General features: G+C 74.7%; 19 protein-coding genes. 8 read left to right on the top strand and 11 right to left on the bottom strand.

Annotated features, from left to right (window positions below):
* Positions 1–9 precede the first annotated feature (9 nt).
* Both C892_RS0108165 and C892_RS0108160 read left to right on the top strand, forming a co-directional pair.
* Complete coding sequence (locus C892_RS0108165; RefSeq protein WP_017556796.1) at positions 10–990, top strand: carbohydrate ABC transporter permease; 981 nt, start codon at positions 10–12, stop codon at positions 988–990.
* Positions 987–1,910, top strand: a complete 924-nt coding sequence (locus C892_RS0108160) for a carbohydrate ABC transporter permease (protein ID WP_017540015.1) — start codon at positions 987–989, stop codon at positions 1,908–1,910. The genes C892_RS0108165 and C892_RS0108160 overlap by 4 nt, the downstream gene beginning before the upstream one ends.
* Positions 1,911–2,106: 196 nt before the next feature.
* Here C892_RS0108160 and C892_RS0108155 read toward each other — a convergent pair whose 3' ends face one another.
* Both C892_RS0108155 and C892_RS0108150 read right to left on the bottom strand, forming a co-directional pair.
* Positions 2,107–2,799 (bottom strand): response regulator transcription factor, encoded by a 693-nt coding sequence (locus tag C892_RS0108155; RefSeq protein WP_017556795.1) that lies wholly within the window; start codon positions 2,797–2,799, stop codon positions 2,107–2,109.
* On the bottom strand, positions 2,796–4,127 hold the full coding sequence (locus C892_RS0108150) for a sensor histidine kinase (RefSeq protein WP_017556794.1): 1,332 nt from the start codon (positions 4,125–4,127) through the stop codon (positions 2,796–2,798). The genes C892_RS0108155 and C892_RS0108150 overlap by 4 nt, the downstream gene beginning before the upstream one ends.
* Before the next feature lie 137 nt (positions 4,128–4,264).
* Here C892_RS0108150 and C892_RS0108145 point away from each other — a divergent pair, with 137 nt between their 5' ends.
* Positions 4,265–4,585, top strand: a complete 321-nt coding sequence (locus C892_RS0108145) for an SHOCT domain-containing protein (RefSeq protein ID WP_017556793.1) — start codon at positions 4,265–4,267, stop codon at positions 4,583–4,585.
* A 401-nt stretch (positions 4,586–4,986) separates the two neighbouring features.
* Here C892_RS0108145 and C892_RS0108140 read toward each other — a convergent pair whose 3' ends face one another.
* From C892_RS0108140 to C892_RS0108120, 5 genes are read right to left on the bottom strand one after another with little or no spacing between them, the layout of a single operon-like run.
* Positions 4,987–5,853 carry a fructosamine kinase family protein gene (locus C892_RS0108140; RefSeq protein WP_017539997.1) on the bottom strand — a complete coding sequence of 289 codons (867 nt, stop codon included), beginning with the start codon at positions 5,851–5,853 and terminating at the stop codon, positions 4,987–4,989.
* 8 nt (positions 5,854–5,861) lie between these two features.
* Positions 5,862–6,386, bottom strand: a complete 525-nt coding sequence (locus C892_RS0108135; protein WP_017539996.1) for a low molecular weight protein-tyrosine-phosphatase — start codon at positions 6,384–6,386, stop codon at positions 5,862–5,864.
* A 19-nt stretch (positions 6,387–6,405) separates the two neighbouring features.
* A complete protein-coding gene (locus tag C892_RS0108130) occupies positions 6,406–6,852 on the bottom strand; it encodes a response regulator (RefSeq protein ID WP_026124219.1) in 447 nt (148 codons plus the stop codon).
* A 5-nt stretch (positions 6,853–6,857) separates the two neighbouring features.
* The gene (locus C892_RS0108125; protein WP_017539994.1) at positions 6,858–8,696 is read right to left on the bottom strand and encodes a sensor histidine kinase; all 1,839 of its coding nucleotides are present in this window, start codon (positions 8,694–8,696) and stop codon (positions 6,858–6,860) included.
* Positions 8,693–9,904, bottom strand: a complete 1,212-nt coding sequence (locus C892_RS0108120) for a PP2C family protein-serine/threonine phosphatase (RefSeq protein ID WP_394296669.1) — start codon at positions 9,902–9,904, stop codon at positions 8,693–8,695. Before C892_RS0108120 ends, C892_RS0108125 begins: the two co-directional genes overlap by 4 nt.
* Before the next feature lie 396 nt (positions 9,905–10,300).
* Between C892_RS0108120 and C892_RS0108115 the strand changes: the two genes are divergently transcribed.
* The 3 genes from C892_RS0108115 to C892_RS0108105 all read left to right on the top strand — a co-directional run bounded on the left by C892_RS0108115 (position 10,301) and on the right by C892_RS0108105 (position 12,257).
* Positions 10,301–10,954 (top strand): biliverdin-producing heme oxygenase, encoded by a 654-nt coding sequence (locus C892_RS0108115; RefSeq protein ID WP_017556792.1) that lies wholly within the window; start codon positions 10,301–10,303, stop codon positions 10,952–10,954.
* A 351-nt stretch (positions 10,955–11,305) separates the two neighbouring features.
* On the top strand, positions 11,306–11,962 hold the full coding sequence (locus tag C892_RS0108110) for a TetR/AcrR family transcriptional regulator (RefSeq protein ID WP_017556791.1): 657 nt from the start codon (positions 11,306–11,308) through the stop codon (positions 11,960–11,962).
* 106 nt (positions 11,963–12,068) lie between these two features.
* Positions 12,069–12,257: a hypothetical protein gene (locus C892_RS0108105; protein ID WP_017539990.1), complete on the top strand. Its 189-nt coding sequence runs from the start codon at positions 12,069–12,071 to the stop codon at positions 12,255–12,257.
* Between the two features lie 323 nt (positions 12,258–12,580).
* Here the strand turns inward: C892_RS0108105 and C892_RS0108100 are convergent, their stop codons facing one another.
* Entirely contained in the window at positions 12,581–13,501 is a 921-nt protein-coding gene (locus tag C892_RS0108100; RefSeq protein ID WP_017556790.1) for a 3'-5' exonuclease, read from the bottom strand.
* Positions 13,502–13,668: 167 nt separating this feature from the next.
* On the opposite strand from C892_RS0108100, the gene C892_RS0108095 reads away from it, so the two are divergent.
* Positions 13,669–14,637: an asparaginase gene (locus C892_RS0108095; RefSeq protein WP_017556789.1), complete on the top strand. Its 969-nt coding sequence runs from the start codon at positions 13,669–13,671 to the stop codon at positions 14,635–14,637.
* A 185-nt stretch (positions 14,638–14,822) separates the two neighbouring features.
* The gene (locus tag C892_RS0108090; RefSeq protein WP_017556788.1) at positions 14,823–16,034 is read left to right on the top strand and encodes an NAD(P)/FAD-dependent oxidoreductase; all 1,212 of its coding nucleotides are present in this window, start codon (positions 14,823–14,825) and stop codon (positions 16,032–16,034) included.
* Positions 16,035–16,115: 81 nt separating this feature from the next.
* Here C892_RS0108090 and C892_RS0108085 read toward each other — a convergent pair whose 3' ends face one another.
* The 3 genes from C892_RS0108085 to C892_RS0108075 all read right to left on the bottom strand — a co-directional run bounded on the left by C892_RS0108085 (position 16,116) and on the right by C892_RS0108075 (position 18,296).
* The gene (locus C892_RS0108085) at positions 16,116–16,307 is read right to left on the bottom strand and encodes a ferredoxin (protein ID WP_017539986.1); all 192 of its coding nucleotides are present in this window, start codon (positions 16,305–16,307) and stop codon (positions 16,116–16,118) included.
* Positions 16,308–16,388: 81 nt separating this feature from the next.
* Positions 16,389–17,348, bottom strand: coding sequence for a prolyl aminopeptidase (gene pip, locus C892_RS0108080; protein WP_026124217.1), 960 nt, complete (start codon positions 17,346–17,348; stop codon positions 16,389–16,391).
* A 36-nt stretch (positions 17,349–17,384) separates the two neighbouring features.
* Positions 17,385–18,296, bottom strand: coding sequence for a DUF4429 domain-containing protein (locus C892_RS0108075; RefSeq protein ID WP_017556786.1), 912 nt, complete (start codon positions 18,294–18,296; stop codon positions 17,385–17,387).
* Positions 18,297–18,353 lie beyond the last annotated feature (57 nt).

Raw genomic sequence — 18,353 nt, 5'->3', positions numbered from 1 at the left:
GTCGGCGCGATGGGTTTCGACGTACTCTCCGAGCTGCCCAAGCTGCTCTGGCTGGTCATCGGGGTCGCGGGGTTCCTGGCCGTGTTCGGGGTCCTGCTGGTCGTGGTGGACCGCGGCCCCAAGACCCGCCGGGAGTGGTGGCAGGCGGCCTGCTTCCTCGGCCCGGCGGCCCTGCTCCTGCTGGTGGGGCTGGTCTACCCGGTGCTGCGCACCACCGTGCTGTCCTTCATGGACGGCCCCGGGCAGGCGTGGGTGGGGCTGCGCAACTACATGTGGATGTTCACCCGCCCCGAGATCCTGGTGGTGCTGCGCAACACCCTGCTCTGGGTGCTCATCGCCCCGGCGCTGGCCACCGCCACCGGACTGGTGTACGCGGTGCTGGTGGACCGCACGCGCTATGAGTCGGTGGCCAAGTCGCTGCTGTTCATGCCGATGGCGATCTCCTTCGTCGGGGCGAGCATCATCTGGAAGTTCGTCTACGCCCACCGCCCGGCCGGCTCCGACCAGATCGGGCTGCTCAACCAGCTGTGGACCCTGGCCGGGGGCGAGCCCCGGATGTGGCTGCTCGACCAGCCGCTGAACACGCTGCTGCTGATCGTCGTCCTGATCTGGATCCAGGCCGGGTTCGCGATGGTGATCCTGTCCGCGGCGATCAAGGCGATCCCGACCGACATCGTCGAGGCCGCCCGCATCGACGGGGTCACCGCCCTCCAGCTGTTCTGGCGGGTCACCCTGCCGATGATCTGGCCGACGGTGGCGGTCGTGCTCATCACCATCTCGGTGCAGACCCTGAAGGTGTTCGACATCGTCCGCACGGTCACCGGCGGGCAGTTCTCCACCTCCGTCATCGCCAACGAGATGTACAACCAGGCGTTCCGGTACGGGGAGCTGGGGCAGGGCTCGGCACTGGCGGTGTTCCTGTTCGTGCTGGTGGTCCCGCTCGTGCTGATCCAGATCCGCAGCACCCGGCGCACCAGGGAGGCACTGTGACCCCGCCCCGCACGACCTCGGCCTCCCGGGTGCGGCGCCGGCTGTCCGGCGCGGCCGGCAGCGCCGCGGCGATCGCCATCGCCGTGCTGTGGACGCTGCCCACCGCCGGGCTGCTCGTCTCCTCCTTCCGGCCCGAGGAGCAGATCAAGACCACCGGCTGGTGGACGTTCTTCGGCGACCCCGAGGTGACCCTGCGCAACTACGGCGACGTGCTCTTCGGCAGCGCCAGCGACGGACGGCTGGCCAGCCACTTCGTCAACTCCTTCGTGATCACGGTGCCCACGATGGTGTTCGTGGTGCTGCTGGCCGCGCTGGCCGCCTACGCCCTGGCCTGGATGCGCTTCCCCGGCCGCGACTGGCTGTTCATCGGGGTGTTCGCGCTGCAGATCGTGCCGCTGCAGATGTCGCTGGTGCCGCTGCTGCGGCTGTTCTCCGAGGGGGTGGCGGTCGGCGGCGCCACCCTCGTGCCGCCGCTGGACCTGCCCGGCGCCTTCCAGTTCACCAACGTGTGGATCGCCCACACCATGTTCGGCCTGCCGCTGGGCATCTTCCTGATGCACAACTTCATCTCCCGGCTGCCGTCGAGCATCATCGAGGCGGCCCGGGCCGACGGCGCCGGGCACGGCGTCGTCTTCCGGCGGATCGTGCTGCCGCTGACCGTCCCGGCCCTGGTGTCGCTGGCCATCTTCCAGTTCCTGTGGGTGTGGAACGACCTGCTGGTCGCGCTGATCTTCGCGGGCGGCAGCATCGACGTCGCCCCGCTGACGGTGCGCCTGGCCGAGCTGGCCGGGACCCGCGGGAACGAGTGGCAGCGGCTGACCGCCGGGGCGTTCGTGTCGATGGTCGTCCCGCTGCTGGTCTTCTTCTCGCTCCAGCGCTACTTCGCCCGCGGCCTGCTGGCCGGAAGCATGAAGGGCTGAGGCCGGCCGGGACCGTGCCCTTGGAGGCGGCCGCCGCGGCGAGGCCCGTGCCCCGGACGGCCGTTCCTCCGGGGCGATGGGCACCGGGGGGGGCGATGGGCACCAAGGGCCGGGACGGCCGGGAGCCGACCGGCACGGACGCCTGCGGGCACCGCGGAAGGGACCGCCGGAGCAGCGTCCGGCGGCGCCTCCCTCCTCAGCGCACCAGCCCCGACCGGTAGGCGATGACGACCAGCTGCGCCCGGTCGCGGGCGTGCAGCTTGACCATGGTCCGGCTGACGTGGGTGCGGGCGGTGGCCGGGCTGACGAACAGCCGCTCGGCGATCTCCCCGTTGCTCAAGCCCTCCCCGACCAGGGCGAGCACCTCCCGCTCCCGCTCGGTCAGGCCGCCCAGGTCGGGGCGCGGGCCGCCGCCGGCGGGGGCACTGGAGGTGAAGGCGGAGATGACCCGGCGGGTCACCGAGGGCGAGAGCAGCGACCCTCCTTCGGCCGCCAGCCGGATCGCGCGCAGCAGCTCCTCGGGCGGGCTGTCTTTGATCAGGAAGCCCGCCGCACCGGCGCGCAGCGCCTCGAACACGTACTCGTCCAGTTCGAAGGTGGTCAGCACCACCACGCGGGTGCCGGACAGCTCCGGGTCGGAGGCGATCTCCTTCAGCGCCCGGATGCCGTCCACCTCCGGCATGCGCACGTCCATCAGCAGCACGTCGGGGCGGACCCGCCGGGCCAGGTCGACCGCCTCCCGCCCGTCGGCGGCCTCCCCGGCCACCTCCAGGCCGTCCTCCTCCTCGATGAGCACCCGGAGCCCCATGCGCACCAGCGCCTGGTCGTCGGCCAGGACCACCCGCACCGGGCCGCCCGCCGCCTCCGCGCCCCCTGCCGCGCCGCTCACCGACCGCTCCGCAAGGCGCCCAGGGGGAGACGGGCCCGGACGGCGAACCCGCCCGCGCTCCGGGGGCCGGCGTGCAGATTGCCGCCGACGGCCCGCGCGCGCTCGCGCATCCCGGCGATCCCGCTGCCCTCACGGGGACCGGGACCGGCGATGCGCGGCCCGTCGTCCTCGATCTCCACCGCGACCTCCCCGCGCTCGTAGGCGATCCGTACCGACGCGGACGCCCCGGGGGCGTGCCGTGCCACGTTGGTCAGCGCCTCCTGCACGATCCGGTAGGCGGCGTGGTCCACCGCGGCCGGAGGCACCGAGGACTCCCCCACAGTGTGCACCTCCACCCGCACCCCGGCCGACTCCATCCCGGCGGCGAGCTCGCCCACCCGGTCCAGTCCGGGCAGCGGGGCCCGCTCGGAACCCTCCGCGCCCTCCGCCCCCTCCGCGGCGTCCCCGTCCCGCCCGCCGCCGGCGGGGGCGCCCTCCCGGAACACCTCCAGGGTCCCGCGCAGCTCGTCCAGGGCGTCCTTGCTGGTGCGCCGGATCGCGTCCAGCGACTCGCGGACCCGGTCGGGGCGCTTCTCCAGCACGTGCATGGCCACCCCGGCCTGCATGCTGATCACCGAGAGACTGTGCCCGACGACGTCGTGCACCTCCCGGGCGATGCGCAGCCGCTCCTCATAGGCCGAGCGGCGCAGCGCCTGCTCGTGCTCCCGGCGGCGGCTCTCCCTGCGCCCGCGCACGGTCGCCCCCAGCGCGGCGGCCGCCAGCATCATCGCCAGGTACGGGATGAAGACCAGGTAGGTCCCGGTCTGCAGGAGGCCCAGGTAGGGCTCGTCCAGGTTCAGGGCGAGCAGCACCGGCAGCCCGAACGCGGTCCAGGGCAGCCATTCCCGGAGCGCCATGCGCGAGGCCATGGTGTACAGGTTGAGCAGCGTCCCGGCCAGCACCGCGCCGTGGAACCCGGTGGCGGCGACGAAGGCCGCGGTGGCCAGGGCGGAGACGGCGAAGCCCGAGCGCGGCCAGACCCGGCGCAGCACGACGCAGGCGGCGACCACCGCCACGCACGCCAGCGGCAGGGCGGGCAGGTCGAAACCGCCCTGCCACGGGGGGTCCCACCCGGGCCCCGGGCGGGGGCCGCCCGGTTCCGGCCCGCCCGGGGTGAACCCCTGCGGCGGCTCCGGCCCGCGGCCGTGCCCCGGCGGGGGTCCGGAGGCCTTGGCGCCCAGCGCCACCGTCCCGGCGGCGCCCACCAGCAGGCCCAGCGGGGCGTCGAGGGCGAGCTTGCGGCCGGCGCCGGGGCCGAATGCGGCGCGGACGCGTTCGAGGAAGGGCATCACGCCTGCGACGTTAGCCCTCGGCGGCCCCGCCGGGCATCGGCCGCAGAGCGTAGAGCGCGTCGTTCCCGGTGCGTACCCGCGATGACGCGCCGCGGGCGACGAGCGCGACGCGCGCGCAGGCGCACCGTGGGGCCATGAACACGACCGCATTCACCGCGACCGCCGCGGCGGCGCACGGCCCGCCCTGGGCCGGCCCGCCGCCGTCCGCACCGTTCCTGGGAGCCGCCGTGCTGTGCCTGCTTCTCCTGCTGATCGCCCTCGGGGCCTTCCTGACGATGCGCGCCAAGGGCCACCGCCCGCCGTGGGCCGGCCACGCCCCCGAACCGCCCGAGACCGCCGCCCGCCGGGTGCTGGCCGAGCGGTTCGCCAAGGGCGACATCACGGTCGAGGAGTTCATGGAGCGCGCGAGCGCGCTCAACTGGGACCCCGGCCAGTCCCCGAAGGGACGGAGGTGACCGCCGGGACGGCCCCGGTCCGGCCGTCGGACGCCCTGCGCGCCCGGCGGCTGCCGCCGGGGTGGCGCAAGGCGGCGCTCAGCGTGCACGTGGTCGCCTCGGTGGGCTGGCTCGGGGTGCACGGGAGCATGCTCGCGCTCGCGTGGGCAGCGGCCGCCGACCCGGGGGGGGGAGGCGAGGCGGCGCAAAGTCCGGCGGCGCCAACGAGTACCGCATCCTTCACAAGCCCGGCGGAATCATCATTCCGCTCACTCCCGAGACGTTCGGCCCTTTTGAGCGCAGCATGGCGTCCCGCGGCCGGCGGCCGCTCTCGGTGCGTGCAGGGAAGCCGACCGCGGTACCGCGTGCCGTCGGCCGTCCTCGGGCAGGGCCCTGCACCGCTCCGGTGCCTCCGCCCCGGCTCAGCCCTTCAGGGCCGCGCGGGCCGCCTCCATGGTGGTCGTGCGGTAGGCCGCGCCGAACAGGCTGACGTGCACCAGCAGCGGGTACAGCTGGTGGAGCGGGATCCGGCCGCGCCAGCCGGCCGCCATGGGCGCCGCCTCGTTGTAGGCGTCCCGCACCCGGTCCAGGTGGGGCAGGCCGAACAGCGCCAGCATCGCCAGGTCGCCCTCGCGGTGCCCGCCGTGCGCCGAGGGGTCCACCACCGCGGCCCCGTCGTCCTGCCAGATGACGTTGCCGCTCCACAGGTCGCCGTGCACCCGGGCGGGCGGCTCGGGCTCCCCCGCCAGGTCCTCCACCTGGTCGATGACCTTCTCCACGGTGCGCACGTCGGCCGGGGTGAGCGCCCCGCGGTCGGCGGCGCGGCGCAGGAACGGCTCCAGGCGGCGGCGGGCGTAGAACTCCGGCCAGGTGGCGTCGCGGGTGTTGTCCAGCGGAAGCGGGCCGATGTAGCCGTCCCGGTCGGCGCCGAACCCCTCGGCCCCGGCCAGGTGCATGGAGGCGAGCTGGTGGCCGAACCGCTCGGCGGCCTCCGGCGACGCCGGGCGCTCGTCGATCCAGCGCAGGGCCAGGGTGCGCGCGTCCCAGCCCTCGACCTGGCCGGCGGGCGAGCCGAAGGCCCGCCCCAGCCAGGCGAGCCCCAGCGCCTCGGACTCCAGCAGCCCGGGGAAGTCCCCGGCCTCCTGCTCCGAGAGGGCCTTGACGAAGAGCCGGGTGCCGTCGGCGGCCTCGACCCGGTAGATCTCCCAGGCGTGCGAACGGCCCAGCGGCACGGCGCGGACGGTCTCGCGGCCGGTCAGGTCCCGCACGCGGGCGGTGAGCGTGTCCACGCCGCCCCCTAGCGCGGCCCGGCGTCGCCCAGCAGGGCCGCCAGCTCGCCGGTGAGCCCCTTGGCCGCGGACTCGACCATGGTCAGGACCGCGGTGAAGCCGTCCTCTCCGCCGTAGTAGGGGTCGGGCACCTCCGGGTGGGGGCCGGTCCCCGGCGCGAAGGAGCGGAACAGCGCCAGCCGGGAGCGGGCCTGCTCGTCGGGGGCCGCCCGGTGCAGATCGTCCAGGTTGTCGGTGTCCATGGCCAGCACCAGGTCGAACTCGTCGAACCGGCGCGGGTCGAAGCGCCGGGCGACGTGGTCGGTGGGGTAGCCGTGCACCCGCAGCGTGGCGGCGGCGCGCTCGTCCATCCCCGACCCGATGTGCCAGCTTCCGGTGCCCGCGCTCTCCACGTCGACCTTCCCGGCGATGCCTGCGCGGTCCAGGTCGGCGGTGAGCACCTTCTCGGCCATCGGAGAGCGGCAGATGTTGCCGAGGCACACCACGCTGATGCGGTAGGGCCCGGCGCTGCGGCGCGGTTCGGGCAAGCTCATGGCACCACCGTATTGCAGATCAGCCCTTGGGCAGCCGCACCACGGTGACGAAGAAGTCATCGATCTGCCGGACCACCTGGATGAACTGTTCGAAGTCCACCGGTTTGGCCACATAGGCGTTGGCGTGCAGGCGGTAGCTGCGCAGGATGTCCTCCTCGGCCTCGGAGGTGGTCAGCACGACGATCGGGATGTGCGCGAGCGACTCGTCGCCCTTGACCTCCTCCAGCACCTCGCGGCCGTCCTTGCGGGGCAGGTTGAGGTCGAGCAGGATCAGGTGCGGGCGGGGAGCGTCGGCGTACTCGCCCTCGCGGCGCAGGAAGCGCAGCGCCTCGACACCGTCGGAGACGACGTGCAGGCGGTTGCCGACCTTGTGCTCCTCGAACGCCTCCTTGGTCATGAGGACGTCGCCGGGGTCGTCTTCGACCAGCAGCACCTCTATGGGTTGCACCAAAGTGACCTCGCTCATCGTCTTCAGACCTCGTCCCCGTCGCGGCGGTCCCCTGCCGGAGAGGGCGCGCCCTCCGCGGCCGGTCCGCCACCGTCACCGTCCTCGGATCCGCCGCCGCGGGACGGCGGGCCGTCGGGCCCGTCGCCGGCGGGCGGCTCCCCGCCGCCCGCCCGGATGCGGGAGGCACGCCCGTCGGGGCGGTCCTCCTCCTCGGAGGCCTGCGTCCCGGGATCCTCCGGGGCGGCCTCCGCCTCCGCGGCCTGCGCGGGGTCCTCCGCGTCCTGCGGGTCCCCGTCTTGCCCGGCGCCGGCCGCGGGCCCGTCCTGGGCCCGGCTCTGCTCCGGCACCGCGGGCAGGGACCAGCATATGCGGGTGCCCGGCTCCTCGTCGCCGGTGGCCAGCCAGATCCGGCCGCCGTGGAACTCGATGATCTTCTTGCACATCGCCAGGCCGATCCCGGTGCCCCCGTACTTGTCACGGGTGTGCAGCCGCTGGAAGATCACGAAGATCCGCTCGGCGTACTGCGGGTCGATCCCGATGCCGTTGTCGGCGCAGCAGAAGACCCACTCGTCGCCCTCGCGGCGGACGCTGACGTCCACCCGGGCGTCGTTCTCGCCGCGGAACTTCACCGCGTTGCCCACCAGGTTGAAGAAGACCTGGGTGAGCAGGGTGCGGTCGCCCTCCACGGTGGGCAGGTCCTGGCCGGTGACCACCGCTCCGGCCTCGTCCAGCCGGGTCTCCAGGCTGTTGAGGGCGTCCTCCAGGGCCTGGTTCAGGTCGACCGGCGCGAAGTTCTTGGTGCGGCCCACCCGGGAGAAGGCCAGCAGGTCGTTGATGAGGGTCTGCATCCGCTTGGCGCCCTCGACCGCGAAGTCGATGTAGGAGTCGGCCCGCTCGTCCAGCTGCCCCTTGTAGCGGCGCTGCAGCAGCTGGCAGAAACTGGCCACCTTGCGCAGCGGCTCCTGCAGGTCGTGGGAGGCGACGTAGGCGAACTGCTCCAGCTCCATGTTGGACCGGCGCAGCTCATCGGCCTGGTGCTCCAGCAGCTCGGACTGCTCCTGCAGCTTGCGCCGGGCGGCGCCCACCTCGTGCAGGTCGCTGACGATGCGCTCGCGCATGGCGTCGACGTCCCGCCCCACCCTGGTGATCTCGGGCGGGCCGTGCAGCTCGATGCGGTGCGCGTAGTACCCCTCGGAGACCTGTTGCAGGTGTCCGGCCAGCTCGTCGAGCGGGCGCAGCACCCAGTGCTGCAGCATCACCCACAGGAACACCGCGAGCATGACCACGACGAAGCCGACCAGCACCAGCAGCGCCACCACCTGCTGGGTGGCGTAGCTCAGCCCGGTGCGGGCCTGGGAGATCTCGTCGTCGATGCGCTCCTCGGCGGTCTCGGCGGCCTCCCGCAGCTGGCCGAACCGCTCGCGCCCCAGGCTGAAGGCCTCGGTGTCGACCTCCTCCCCGGCGCGCACCTTGGCCAGGGTGGGCTCGGCGAAGTCGCGGTCCCAGGCCTCACCGGCCGCCAGGACGTCGTTGACCGCGGCCTGGATCTCCTCGTTGTCCCCGGCCACGGACTCCAGGGTGGCCTCGTTCTCGCGGACCGTGTTGCGCCCCTGCTGGTACGGGCTCAGGAAGTCCTCGTTCCCGGTGAGCGCGTAGCCGCGCAGCCCGTTGTCCATGTTCAGGTAGGCCGACATCACCTGCTGCACCGCGGCCTGGGCCGGGGACAGCTCGTCCACCTGCCGGTCCAGCGAGTCGCGGGCGGTGAACGCGGCGAAGGTGATGAACGACACGGCCGCGACGAGGAGCGCGGCGACGAAGGCGAGGAGGACGGTGACCCGCCTCCTCAGTGTCCAGGGTCTCAACGGGTGCTCCCATGGGTGACCAGCAGCATGGCCACGTCGTCCTGCAGCGGCCCGCCGTTGTGCCGCTCGGCCTCGTCGACGACCCGCTCGGGCACGTCGACCACGGAGGTCCCGGCCTCCAGGACACCGGAGAGGATGCGGCGCAGGCCCGCCACCTCCAAGCGGCCGGGAGGACCGCCGTCGTAGGCGTCGACCAGGCCGTCGGTGTAGAGCATCAGCGTGGCGCCGCGCGGGAGCGCGAACTGCTCGACCTCGGTCTCGGACTCGGGGAAGACCCCCAGCGGCGGGTGCGGGGAGGCCTCGACCTCGGCGACCTTGCCGTCGGTGATGACCAGCGGCGGCGGGTGGCCGAACAGCCGGATGCGGGCGCTCTCGTCCCCGGTGTCCAGGCTGACCTGGCACAGGGTGGCGTACATCTCCTCCTGGGTGCGCTCGCTGATGAGGATCTGCTCCAGCGAGGGCAGCAGGCGGTCCTCGTCGACCCCGCCCATGACCAGGGCGCGCCAGGCGATGCGCAGCTGCACGCCCAGCGCGGCCTCGTCGGGGCCGTGGCCGCTGACGTCGCCGACGATGACGTGCGTGGTCCCGTCCTTCTCCACGGCGTCGTAGAAGTCGCCGCCGACCAGCGCGCGCTTGCGGCCGGGCCGGTAGAAGGTGCGGTGCGACAGGGGCGAGGCGTCCAGCAGCACCTGGGGGAGCAGGCCCCGCTCCAGGCGCATGTTCTCGCGGGCGTAGAGCTCGGCCTCGCGGAGCTGGCGGGCGTTCTCGTCGGCGCGCTGGCGCTCGACCGAGTAGCGCAGGCTGCGCGCCAGCAGGGAGCCGTCGACCTGGCCCTTGACCAGGTAGTCCTGGGCGCCGGCGGCGACCGCGGCCACGCCCTCGTGCTCGTCGTCCAGGCCGGTGAGCACCACTACGGCGGCCGAGCGGGCGGTGTCCAGCACCGTGCGCAGCAGCGGCATGCCGTCGGCGTCGGGCAGGTTGAGGTCGAGCAGCACGCACCCGCGGAAGCGGGGCAGCTCGCGGCGCGCCTCGGCGTAGGTGCGCACCCAGGTGATGCGGCAGTCCAGGTCGGTTTCGGCGAGGAGCTCCTCGACGAGGAAGGCGTCCTGGGCGTCGTCCTCGACCAGCAGGACGTCGACCGAGGCGACCGGGGACGCCGAGGCGGAGGCGTCGGCGTCGGCCGGCCTCGCGGGTTCGGATCGCGTCACGGTCACTGCCCCAAGTCCTGATTCACTGGCATTCTCAGCCGCCCCTCGTCGCGGCAGACAAACGATAGTGTCCCCGCCTCGCAGGCCGCCACTGCACGTGCTAACGCACGGTCTGCCGCGTCTCGTTCCCCTCTTCCGCGGCCGACTCTTCCGGTTCCTCCCGTTTCGCCAGGTCTGCTCCCCCGTCCCGGGCAAGGATACCGGCCACCGCCCCGCCGCCGCCCCGCTCCGGCCGCACCCGCCGACCGGGGCCCCTGAGAATCCGCCGAGAGTTATACGACAGTGCGTCATAACGGTCTTGACACCCGTCGTCATCGTGCTGACATGATGTCAGAAAGCCGGGCGGATCCACCGCCCGCGACCGGCGCCGGGCGGCGCCGGGAGGGAGGGGGACCAGTGGAGGACGGGCGCTTCTCCGAGCGGCTCAAGGCCGCCACCTGGCAGGCGCACGGCGAGGCCGAGCAGCACGGGTTCACCCGCGCCCTGCTCGACGGCGCGCTTCCGGTGGACGGCTACGCCGCGATGACCGCCCAGCACTACTTCGCCTACACCGCCCTGGAGGAGGTCGGCCGCGCGCTGGCCGACGACCCGGTGGCCGGGCCGTTCGTCGACCCCGCCCTGTTCCGGGTGGAGGCCCTGGAACGCGACCTCGCCCTGCTCTACGGCCCCGGCTGGGCCCAGGAGATCGCGCCCACCCCGCCCACCGCCACCTACACGGCCCGCATCCGGCAGATGGCCGACCACCCGGCCGGCTATGTGGCGCACCACTACACCCGCTACATGGGCGACGTCTCCGGCGGCCAGTTCATCCGCAAGGTCGCGGCGACGGCCTACGGCCTGGCGGACGGCGCCGGGACCGCGTTCTACGACTTCTCCGCTCTGGGCAGCCTGCCGAGGTTCAAGGACGCCTACCGCGCCCGGCTCGACGCCCTGGACCTGGACGAGACCGCGCGCCGGTCGGTGATCCGCGAAACGGGCCTGGCCTACCAGCTCAACACCGAGGTCCTCGCCGATCTCGGCCGCCGCCACGCGGCCGGCCTGGCGGCCTGAGCGCCCCGCGCGAAGGCGCCCGCGGTGGCGGCCCCCGCCCCGGCACCCCGGGGTGGCGACGGTGAGGACGGCTCCGCCGCCACCCCGGTCCTCCGGTGCACCCCCGGAGCCGCCGGGAGCCGCCACGGGCCCCGGCCCTGCGGACGCCCCGCCGGCCGCAGCCCGGACCTCTCCGCGCACCGCCGTTCGGCGTACCCGCCGTCGTGCCCGGTCCGGGACGGGACCGGGCGGGAACGGCCCCTCCCGCACCGTCGGCGCCGTCGGCCCCGCCCACGCTCCGCGGGCGCCGTGCCCTCCCGTCCCGCTCCTCTTCACCGACTCCCCCGCGCCGGGGCGTGCGACCATGGGGGCATGCCCAAGATCTCCGCGCCGACCATCGCCGCACACCGGGCCCAGACGCGCGGGCGCATCCTGGACGCGGTCGCCGAGCTGACCCGGACCGAGGGCATCGACGACATCTCCATGACCGAGGTCGCGGCGCGGGCGGGCATCACCCGGACGGCCCTGTACAACTACTTCCCGGACAAGGCGGCCCTGCTCCTGGCCTTCGCCGAAGAGGCCACCGCCGGCTTCCTGGAGCGGTACCGGTCCGAGCTGCACAGCGTCCCGGCGCCCACCGACCGGCTCTCGGTGTTCGTCCGCTTCCAGCTGGAGGCGATCGCCGAGCACCCCCACCCGCCGGCCGCCGAGCTCGGCGCCAGCCTCGGCCCGGACGCCTACCAGCGCCTCGCCGACCACGTCGAGCCCATGCAGCAGCTGCTGGAGGAGGTCCTGCGACACGGGACCGCCGAAGGGGCCTTCGCCGAGCAGCCGGTGACCGCGACGGCCCGGCTGGTCCTGGCCATGATCGGGGCCCAGCGGGTGCCCATCCTGCGCGGGGAGACCTCGGTGGAGGAGGCGCACGCCCTGGTGACCTCCTTCACCCTGCGCGCGCTCGGCGCCCCCGCCGGAGCGGCCGCGCACGGAGCGGCCGCGGGGCGGAACGGAGCGGTTCGGGACCGGCCATAACCGGCCGCATCCCCTCTGCCCCCTCCCGCAGAGCCCTTCCCGTGGGGAACAATCGGGCGCGCACCCCCTCAGCCCCTCCCCTCAGTCGTAGAAGGCCTGACCCGACGTGTCCCTCGCCCTCCTCTTCGTCGGCGCCGTGCTGATCGCCGTCGCCGTCAGCAACCGAGTCGTCCGCTTCTTCCCGGCCGTGGCCGTGCTCCCCGCACGCCTCACCGAGGCCGGCCGCGCCACCCTGACCACGGTGGGCGGAAGCGCGCTGATCATCGCCTTCTTCCTGGCGCTCTCGGGGATCTGACCCCGCACGGGTCCGATGGGCCGTGTCCGCCGGAGTGGTGTCTTCCGTTCTCCCGGAATCTGCCGGAACGGAAGGGGATCCGCGTCCGTCCGGGACGACAGGCACGCCGCGCCGAGGGAGGAGCCCCTCCGGCCGCCGGGCGCACCCGAGGACCCGCCCGGTGCCCCGTGGCGCGGCACCACCGGGGCCTCCAGAGTCGGAAGGAAACCCCTTCACCTGCGACGACGGCGCGGCGGCGCGCCCGTCGTCCGACCCGCTGCGCCGTCGCCCCGCGGGGGCCGGCGCCGGCCGTCCCGCCCTCCGCGCGGACCCCGGCCCGCCGTTCAGCGCAGGGCGCGCATGAGGGTGCGGGCCGCGCCGGCGGCCGCGGCCGCGCCGGCCAGTGCCGCGGCGCCCGCGATGGCCTCGCGGCGCAGGCCGCGCTCACGGGCGGCCTTCAGAGCGGCCTCCCGGTCGGAACCGGTGAACGCCCCGCCGCACAGCTCCGTCGGCAGCTCCTGAGGGCGCCACCTCCGGGGCCACACCGTGGCCATGGGGAGCGGCCCCTTCGCCGGGGTGCGGCTCTTGAGGCGGACCGGCCCGCCGTTGGTCCGGGACTCGACTTCCAGCTCCCGCGGCGCGGGGCCGGTGTAGTACAGCTCTCCGGGCGCCGTGGCCAGCATCTCGGCCAGGATGCGGGCGCACGCGCGCGCGTCGCCCAGGGCGGTGTGCTGCCCCGAGGGCCAGTGCCCGTTCAGCGCCAGGCTCGCCCGCGGCAGCGAGTAGCGGTCCAAATCGAGCTGGGAGCGAAGCGCACGCAGGGTGCACAGCCCCGGAACGCCTTCGGGCAAGCCCTCCGGGACCAGCTCACCGGTGAGGAAGGCCGCCTCGAAGTCCAGGTTGTGCCCGACCACCACGGCGTCCGAGAACAGCCCCGCCAGCTCCCGGGCCAGTGCGCCCGCCCGAGGCGCCCCCGCCACGTCGCCGTCGGCGATGCCGTGGAACTCGCGCCCCGCGATCGGGGCGCCCGGGTCGACCAGGGTGCTGAACTCGCGCAGCACGGTGCCGTCGCCGCGCATCCGCACCACCGCGACCTCGCACACCCGCGCCCCCTGCGCCGGGTCCAGCCCGGTGGTCTCCACGTCGAGGACGGCGTACTCCAGGCCGCGCGCCGGCAGGGCGGCCCCGCCCCGCACACGGGTCAGGGCCCCGTGCGCGATCGCCCCGCGCGTGTGCGGGCGCCCGCCCCTCAACCACTCCAGCACTGCCACTGCGGCACGTCCTCCCCCGTACGACCGGTTCCGGCGCGGGCCCCGGTCGGCCGGGCCGCGCCGTTGCCCGACCTTACGGCACGCCTGCGACGGGTGCGGGAAGAGAGCCGCGCCGCATAACGTTGAGCCGTCTGTCCAGCTTTGTCGTGAATGGAGGCCCGGTGTCCCACCCGTCGTCCCCGCTGCCCGAATACGTGCCGCTCGCCGAGGTCGTGCGCTCCGGCTTCCGCGAAGGCGTGCACTACGGCGCCGTCGTCGGCATCGCCCCGGACGGCGGGACCGGGTACGCGCGCGGACCGGTGGGCGCGCCGATGTTCCCGCGCTCGGCCGCCAAGCCCTTCCAGGCGCTGGCCGTGCTGCGCGCCGGGGCCGACCTGTCCGGGGCGGAGCTGGCCGTGGCCGCCGGCAGCCACAGCGGCCAGGACATCCACGCCGACATCGTCCGCAAGATGCTGGCCGACGCCGGGCTCACCCCCGACGACCTGCGCTGCCCGGTCGACTGGCCGATGGGGCGGCGTTTCCGCGACGCCCTGCTGCGCTCCGGCGGCGAGCCGAGCCGCCTGCTGATGAACTGCTCGGGCAAGCACGCCGCGATGCTCACCGCGTGCACCGTGCGGGGCTGGAGCACCGCCGACTACCTCGACCCCGTCCACCCACTCCAGGTCCTGGTCCGCGAGACCATCGAGGACATGTGCGGCGAGCCGGTCGCGCACACCGCCGTCGACGGCTGCGGCGCCCCGCAGATGGCCGTCTCGCTGGAGGGCCTGGCGCGCGGGGTGCGGGCCATGGCGCTGGCCCCGGAGGGCACCCCCGAGGCGGCCGTGGTCGCCGCCATGCGCGCCCACCCCGAGTACGTGGCCGGCGAGGGCCGGGCCGACACCCGCCTCATGCGCGGCCTGCCCGGCCTGGTCTCCAAGATCGGCGCCGAAGGCGTCATCGTGCTGGCCGACCGGGAGGGGCGCGCGGTCGCCGTCAAGGTGTCCGACGGCGACGCCGAGACCCGCGCCCGCACCATGGTCGCGCTCACCGCGCTGCGCGAGCTGGGCGCCGACGTCTCCCCCGTTTCGGACATGCTCAGTTCCGACATCCTCGGCGGCGGCGAGCCGGTCGGTGCGATCCGCCCCCTGTAGCCGCGGCCCGTCCGGGCCCCAGGCCTCCGGGGCGCCGGGGCACCGGGGCGCCGGGGCACCGGGGCGCCGGGGCGCCGGGGCACCGGGGCGCCGGGGCGCCGGGGCGCCGGAGGGCCGGCTCCGGCGGGTGCGTGCCCCTAGCCTGGACGGGGATCCCCACCACCCCCTGATCCGAGAGCGGAGCCATGGACAACGTCGTCATCGCAGGCGCGGGGATGGCCGGCCTGCACGCCGCCGAATCCCTGCGCGAGGCCGGCTTCGAGGGCCGCGTCACGCTGATCGGGGCCGAGGAGCACCGGCCCTACTCGCGGCCGCCCCTGTCCAAGGAGGTGCTGACCGGCACCTCCTCGCCCAAGGGGATCGCCCTGCGCGACGATGCGGCGTTCGACGCCCTCCGGCTCGACCTGCGCCTGGGCCGCGGCGCCGCCCGGCTGCTGCCCGGTGAGCGGGCGGTGGAGCTGGACGACGGGTCGCGGGTGCGCGCCGACGGCGTGGTGGTCGCGACCGGCGCGCGGGCGCGCCGCCCCGGCACCGGCCTGGCCGGCGTGCACGTGCTGCGCACCCGGGAGGACGCCGAGGAGGTCCGGGCCGACCTGGAGCGGCACGACCGCGTCGCCGTGGTCGGGGCCGGGTTCGTCGGGGCCGAGGTCGCGGCGAGCGCCCGGGCGCTCGGCCGGGAGGTGGTGCTGGTCGAGGCCGCGCCCACCCCGCTCACCCGGGCCGTCGACCCGCGCGTCGGGCGGGTCCTGACCGACCTGCACCGCGACAACGGCGTGGACCTGCGCTTGGGCGTCGGGGTGAGCGGGTTCGAGGGCGAGGGCGGGCGCGTGCGCCGGATCCGCCTGGCCGACGGCTCGGCGGTGGAGGCCCCGGTCGTGGTCTGTGGCCTGGGGGTCGACCTCAACACCGAGTGGCTGGAGGGGTCCGGGGTCGCCCTCGCCGACGGCGCCGGGGGCGTGCTGTGCGATGCGCGCGGGCGCACCTCACTGCCGAACGTGTACGCCGCCGGGGACCTGGCGAACTTCCCGCACCCGCGCTACGGAGGCCGGATGCGGCTGGAGCACTGGACCAACGCCGGGGAGCAGGCCGCGGTGGCCGCGCGCAACCTGCTGGCCGGAGCGGGGGCCGCGGAGGAGTACACGCCGGTCCCCTACTTCTGGTCGGACCAGTACAAGCGGAAGATCCAGCTGCTGGGGCAGGCCGCCCCGGCGGACCGTGTGGAGTTCGTGCACGGGTCGCCCGAGGAGCGCAAGTTCGTGGCGTTCTTCGGGCGCGAGGGCATGCTCATCGGAGTGCTGGGGCTGAAGTCCACGCCCAAGACGATGCGCTACCGCCCCCTGCTGGCCGAGCCGACCTCCTGGGAGGACGCGCTGGCCGCCGCGGGCGTCGGCCGGTAGGGCGCCGCCCGTCCCCGCACCGCTCGTCCCGCTCCGGTCGCGGCCCCCGGGCGCCGCGACCGGACGGCGGCCGTCGGTGCCCTAGTCCTCCAGGCTCAGCGCCTGCTTAGGGCACATCCGGACGGCCTCCTCCAGCTCGGGCCGGAGCTCTTCGGGCGGCTCCTCCTGCAGGATGTAGAGGTTGTCGTCGTCGCGGACCTCGAACACCTCGGGCAGGATCCCCATGCAGACGGCGTTGCTCTCGCAGAGGTCGTAGTCGACCTTGACCTTCATCGTGAGCCTCCTTGCGCGGATTGTGGCCCCGAGCCTAGTCCGCGCCCCCGGGGCCGCGCCGCCGCGGCCCCGGGACCGGCGTCACGACGCGGCGAAGCGGTCGGTCGCCTCGATCAGCCGGTGCAGGATGCCCGGCTCGCTGAAGGCGTGGCCCGCGTCGTCGACGACGTGGAAGTCCGCTTCCGGCCATGCCCGGTGCAGGTCGAAGGCGGTCCGCGCCGGGGTGCACACGTCGTAGCGCCCCTGCACGATCACGCCGGGGATGCCGCGCAGCCGGTCGGCGCGCTCGATGAGCTGTCCCGGGGTGAAGAACCCCTTGTTGGTGAAGTAGTGGTTCTCGATGCGGGCGAACGCCAGGGCGTAGTCCTCCTCGGCGTGCTGGGCCCGCACCGCCTCGTCGGGCAGCAGCGTGACCGTGGACCCCTCCCACACGCTCCAGGCGCGCGCGGCCTCCACGCGCACCTTGCGGTCCGGGTGGTTGAGCCTCCTGGCGTAGGCGGCGATCAGGTCGCCGCGCTCCTCCTCGGGGATGGGGGCCAGGTAGTTCTCCCACACGTCGGGGAAGAGGTGGCTCGCGCCGTTCTGGTAGAACCACTGCAGCTCGTCGTCGCGCAGCGTGAAGATACCGCGCAGGACCAGCTCGCTGACGTGCTCGGGGTGCTCCTCGGCGTAGGCCAGGGCCAGCGCGCTGCCCCAGGACCCGCCGAAGACCAGCCAGCTGTCCACGCCGGCCATCTCGCGCAGCCGCTCGATGTCGGCCACCAGGTTCCACGTGGTGTTGGCCGACAGGTCCACGTCCATGCCGGAGGCGTGCGGGGTGCTGCGGCCGCAGTTGCGCTGGTCGAACAGGAGCACCCGGTAGCGCTCGGGGTCGAACAGGCGCCGGTGGTCGGGGCCGGTGCCGCCGCCGGGGCCGCCGTGCAGGAAGACCGCCGGCTTGCCGTCGGGGTTGCCGGACAGCTCCCAGTAGAGGCTGTCGCCGCCGCCCACGTCGAGCATCCCGCTGTCGTAGGGGGTGATCGGGGGGTACAGGGTCCGCAGGGTCATCGGCGACCGCCTTTCGTTCGTGGTCGAGCGCTACAGGCGCCCCAGCAGCTCGGCCTTCTTCGCGGCGAACTCCTCCTCGGTGACGAGGCCGTCGTCGCGCAGGCGGGCGAGCTCGCGGATGCGCCGGGAGATCTCCTCGGGGTCGGGGCGCGGCGCGCCGTGCGGCGCGGGCGCCTCCGACGCACCGGGGGTCCCCACCTCTCTACCACCGGCTCCCCGGGCGGCGCCCGCCGCGCCCGGCAGGTGGGCGTTGACCACGGCGGCCAGTAGCCGAAGCCGGGCCTGCTCGCCGCCGTCCAGGGTGCACATCCCTGCGGGGTCCTTGCGGATCCCGCCCCCGGAGGCGTCCTCACCTGCGACGGCGAACCGCACCCCCGCCCACCCCGAGGGCTCGGGCGGCACCCATTCGGCGCGGACCAGCCCGTCGAGCGGCAGGACCCGCCCGCCGAGGCGCCGCTTCTCCTTGCCGCGGGGGCGCTGCCAGCGCAGGCGGACCTCGCCGCCGTCGACGACCGCCTCGCCCTCCGTGCAGACGGCCTTGAAGGGCGGGGCCGGGACCAGGGACCGCGCCACCTCGGCGGGGTCGGGGCGAGGCCCGGCCACCCGCGCGCCCTCGGCCAGGACCCGCAGCTGGTCGGCCTGGTACTCGGCGGTGAGCACGGAGTCGGCCGGGCCGGTGAGCCGGAAGGGGGCGCCGCGGTCCTGCTCGCCCAGGGCGCTCTCGGCGAAGGGGTCGGCCCCCTCCTCCAGGCGCAGGGACAGGCTCCACCGCCTGCGCCCCGCGTCGGGCCGGAACTCCACCCCGGCGATGGCCGCATAGGGCACGGCGCACCGGCGGAGCAGCCGCAGCATGCGGTGCACCCGCCAGCGGTCCGCGTAGTCGATGCGGACCGCGTCCGCGCCGAAGGTCCACGTTCCCTGGTGGCCGCTCAGGTCGCTCACCGCACCGATCGTAGTGGCCGCCCCTACGGCCCGGCGCTCCGGGACATCAGGGACCCG

The sequence above is a fragment of the Nocardiopsis baichengensis YIM 90130 genome (assembly GCF_000341205.1).
Taxonomy (GTDB): Bacteria; Actinomycetota; Actinomycetes; order Streptosporangiales; family Streptosporangiaceae; genus Nocardiopsis_A; species Nocardiopsis_A halophila.
Note: the sequence above shows the minus strand (reverse complement) of the source record. Positions and strands in the feature narration are given on the sequence as shown.

Excerpts from the sequence above, each read along its gene's own strand:
- C892_RS0108165 (WP_017556796.1), top strand. The coding sequence starts at position 10 with ATGGGTTTCGACGTACTCTCCGAGCTGCCCAAGCTGCTCTGGCTGGTC.
- C892_RS0108150 (WP_017556794.1), bottom strand. The coding sequence starts at position 4,127 with ATGCCCTTCCTCGAACGCGTCCGCGCCGCATTCGGCCCCGGCGCCGGC.
- C892_RS0108145 (WP_017556793.1), top strand. The coding sequence starts at position 4,265 with ATGAACACGACCGCATTCACCGCGACCGCCGCGGCGGCGCACGGCCCG.
- C892_RS0108135 (WP_017539996.1), bottom strand. The coding sequence starts at position 6,386 with ATGAGCTTGCCCGAACCGCGCCGCAGCGCCGGGCCCTACCGCATCAGC.
- C892_RS0108130 (WP_026124219.1), bottom strand. The coding sequence starts at position 6,852 with ATGAGCGAGGTCACTTTGGTGCAACCCATAGAGGTGCTGCTGGTCGAA.
- C892_RS0108110 (WP_017556791.1), top strand. The coding sequence starts at position 11,306 with ATGCCCAAGATCTCCGCGCCGACCATCGCCGCACACCGGGCCCAGACG.
- C892_RS0108090 (WP_017556788.1), top strand. The coding sequence starts at position 14,823 with ATGGACAACGTCGTCATCGCAGGCGCGGGGATGGCCGGCCTGCACGCC.
- C892_RS0108085 (WP_017539986.1), bottom strand. The coding sequence starts at position 16,307 with ATGAAGGTCAAGGTCGACTACGACCTCTGCGAGAGCAACGCCGTCTGC.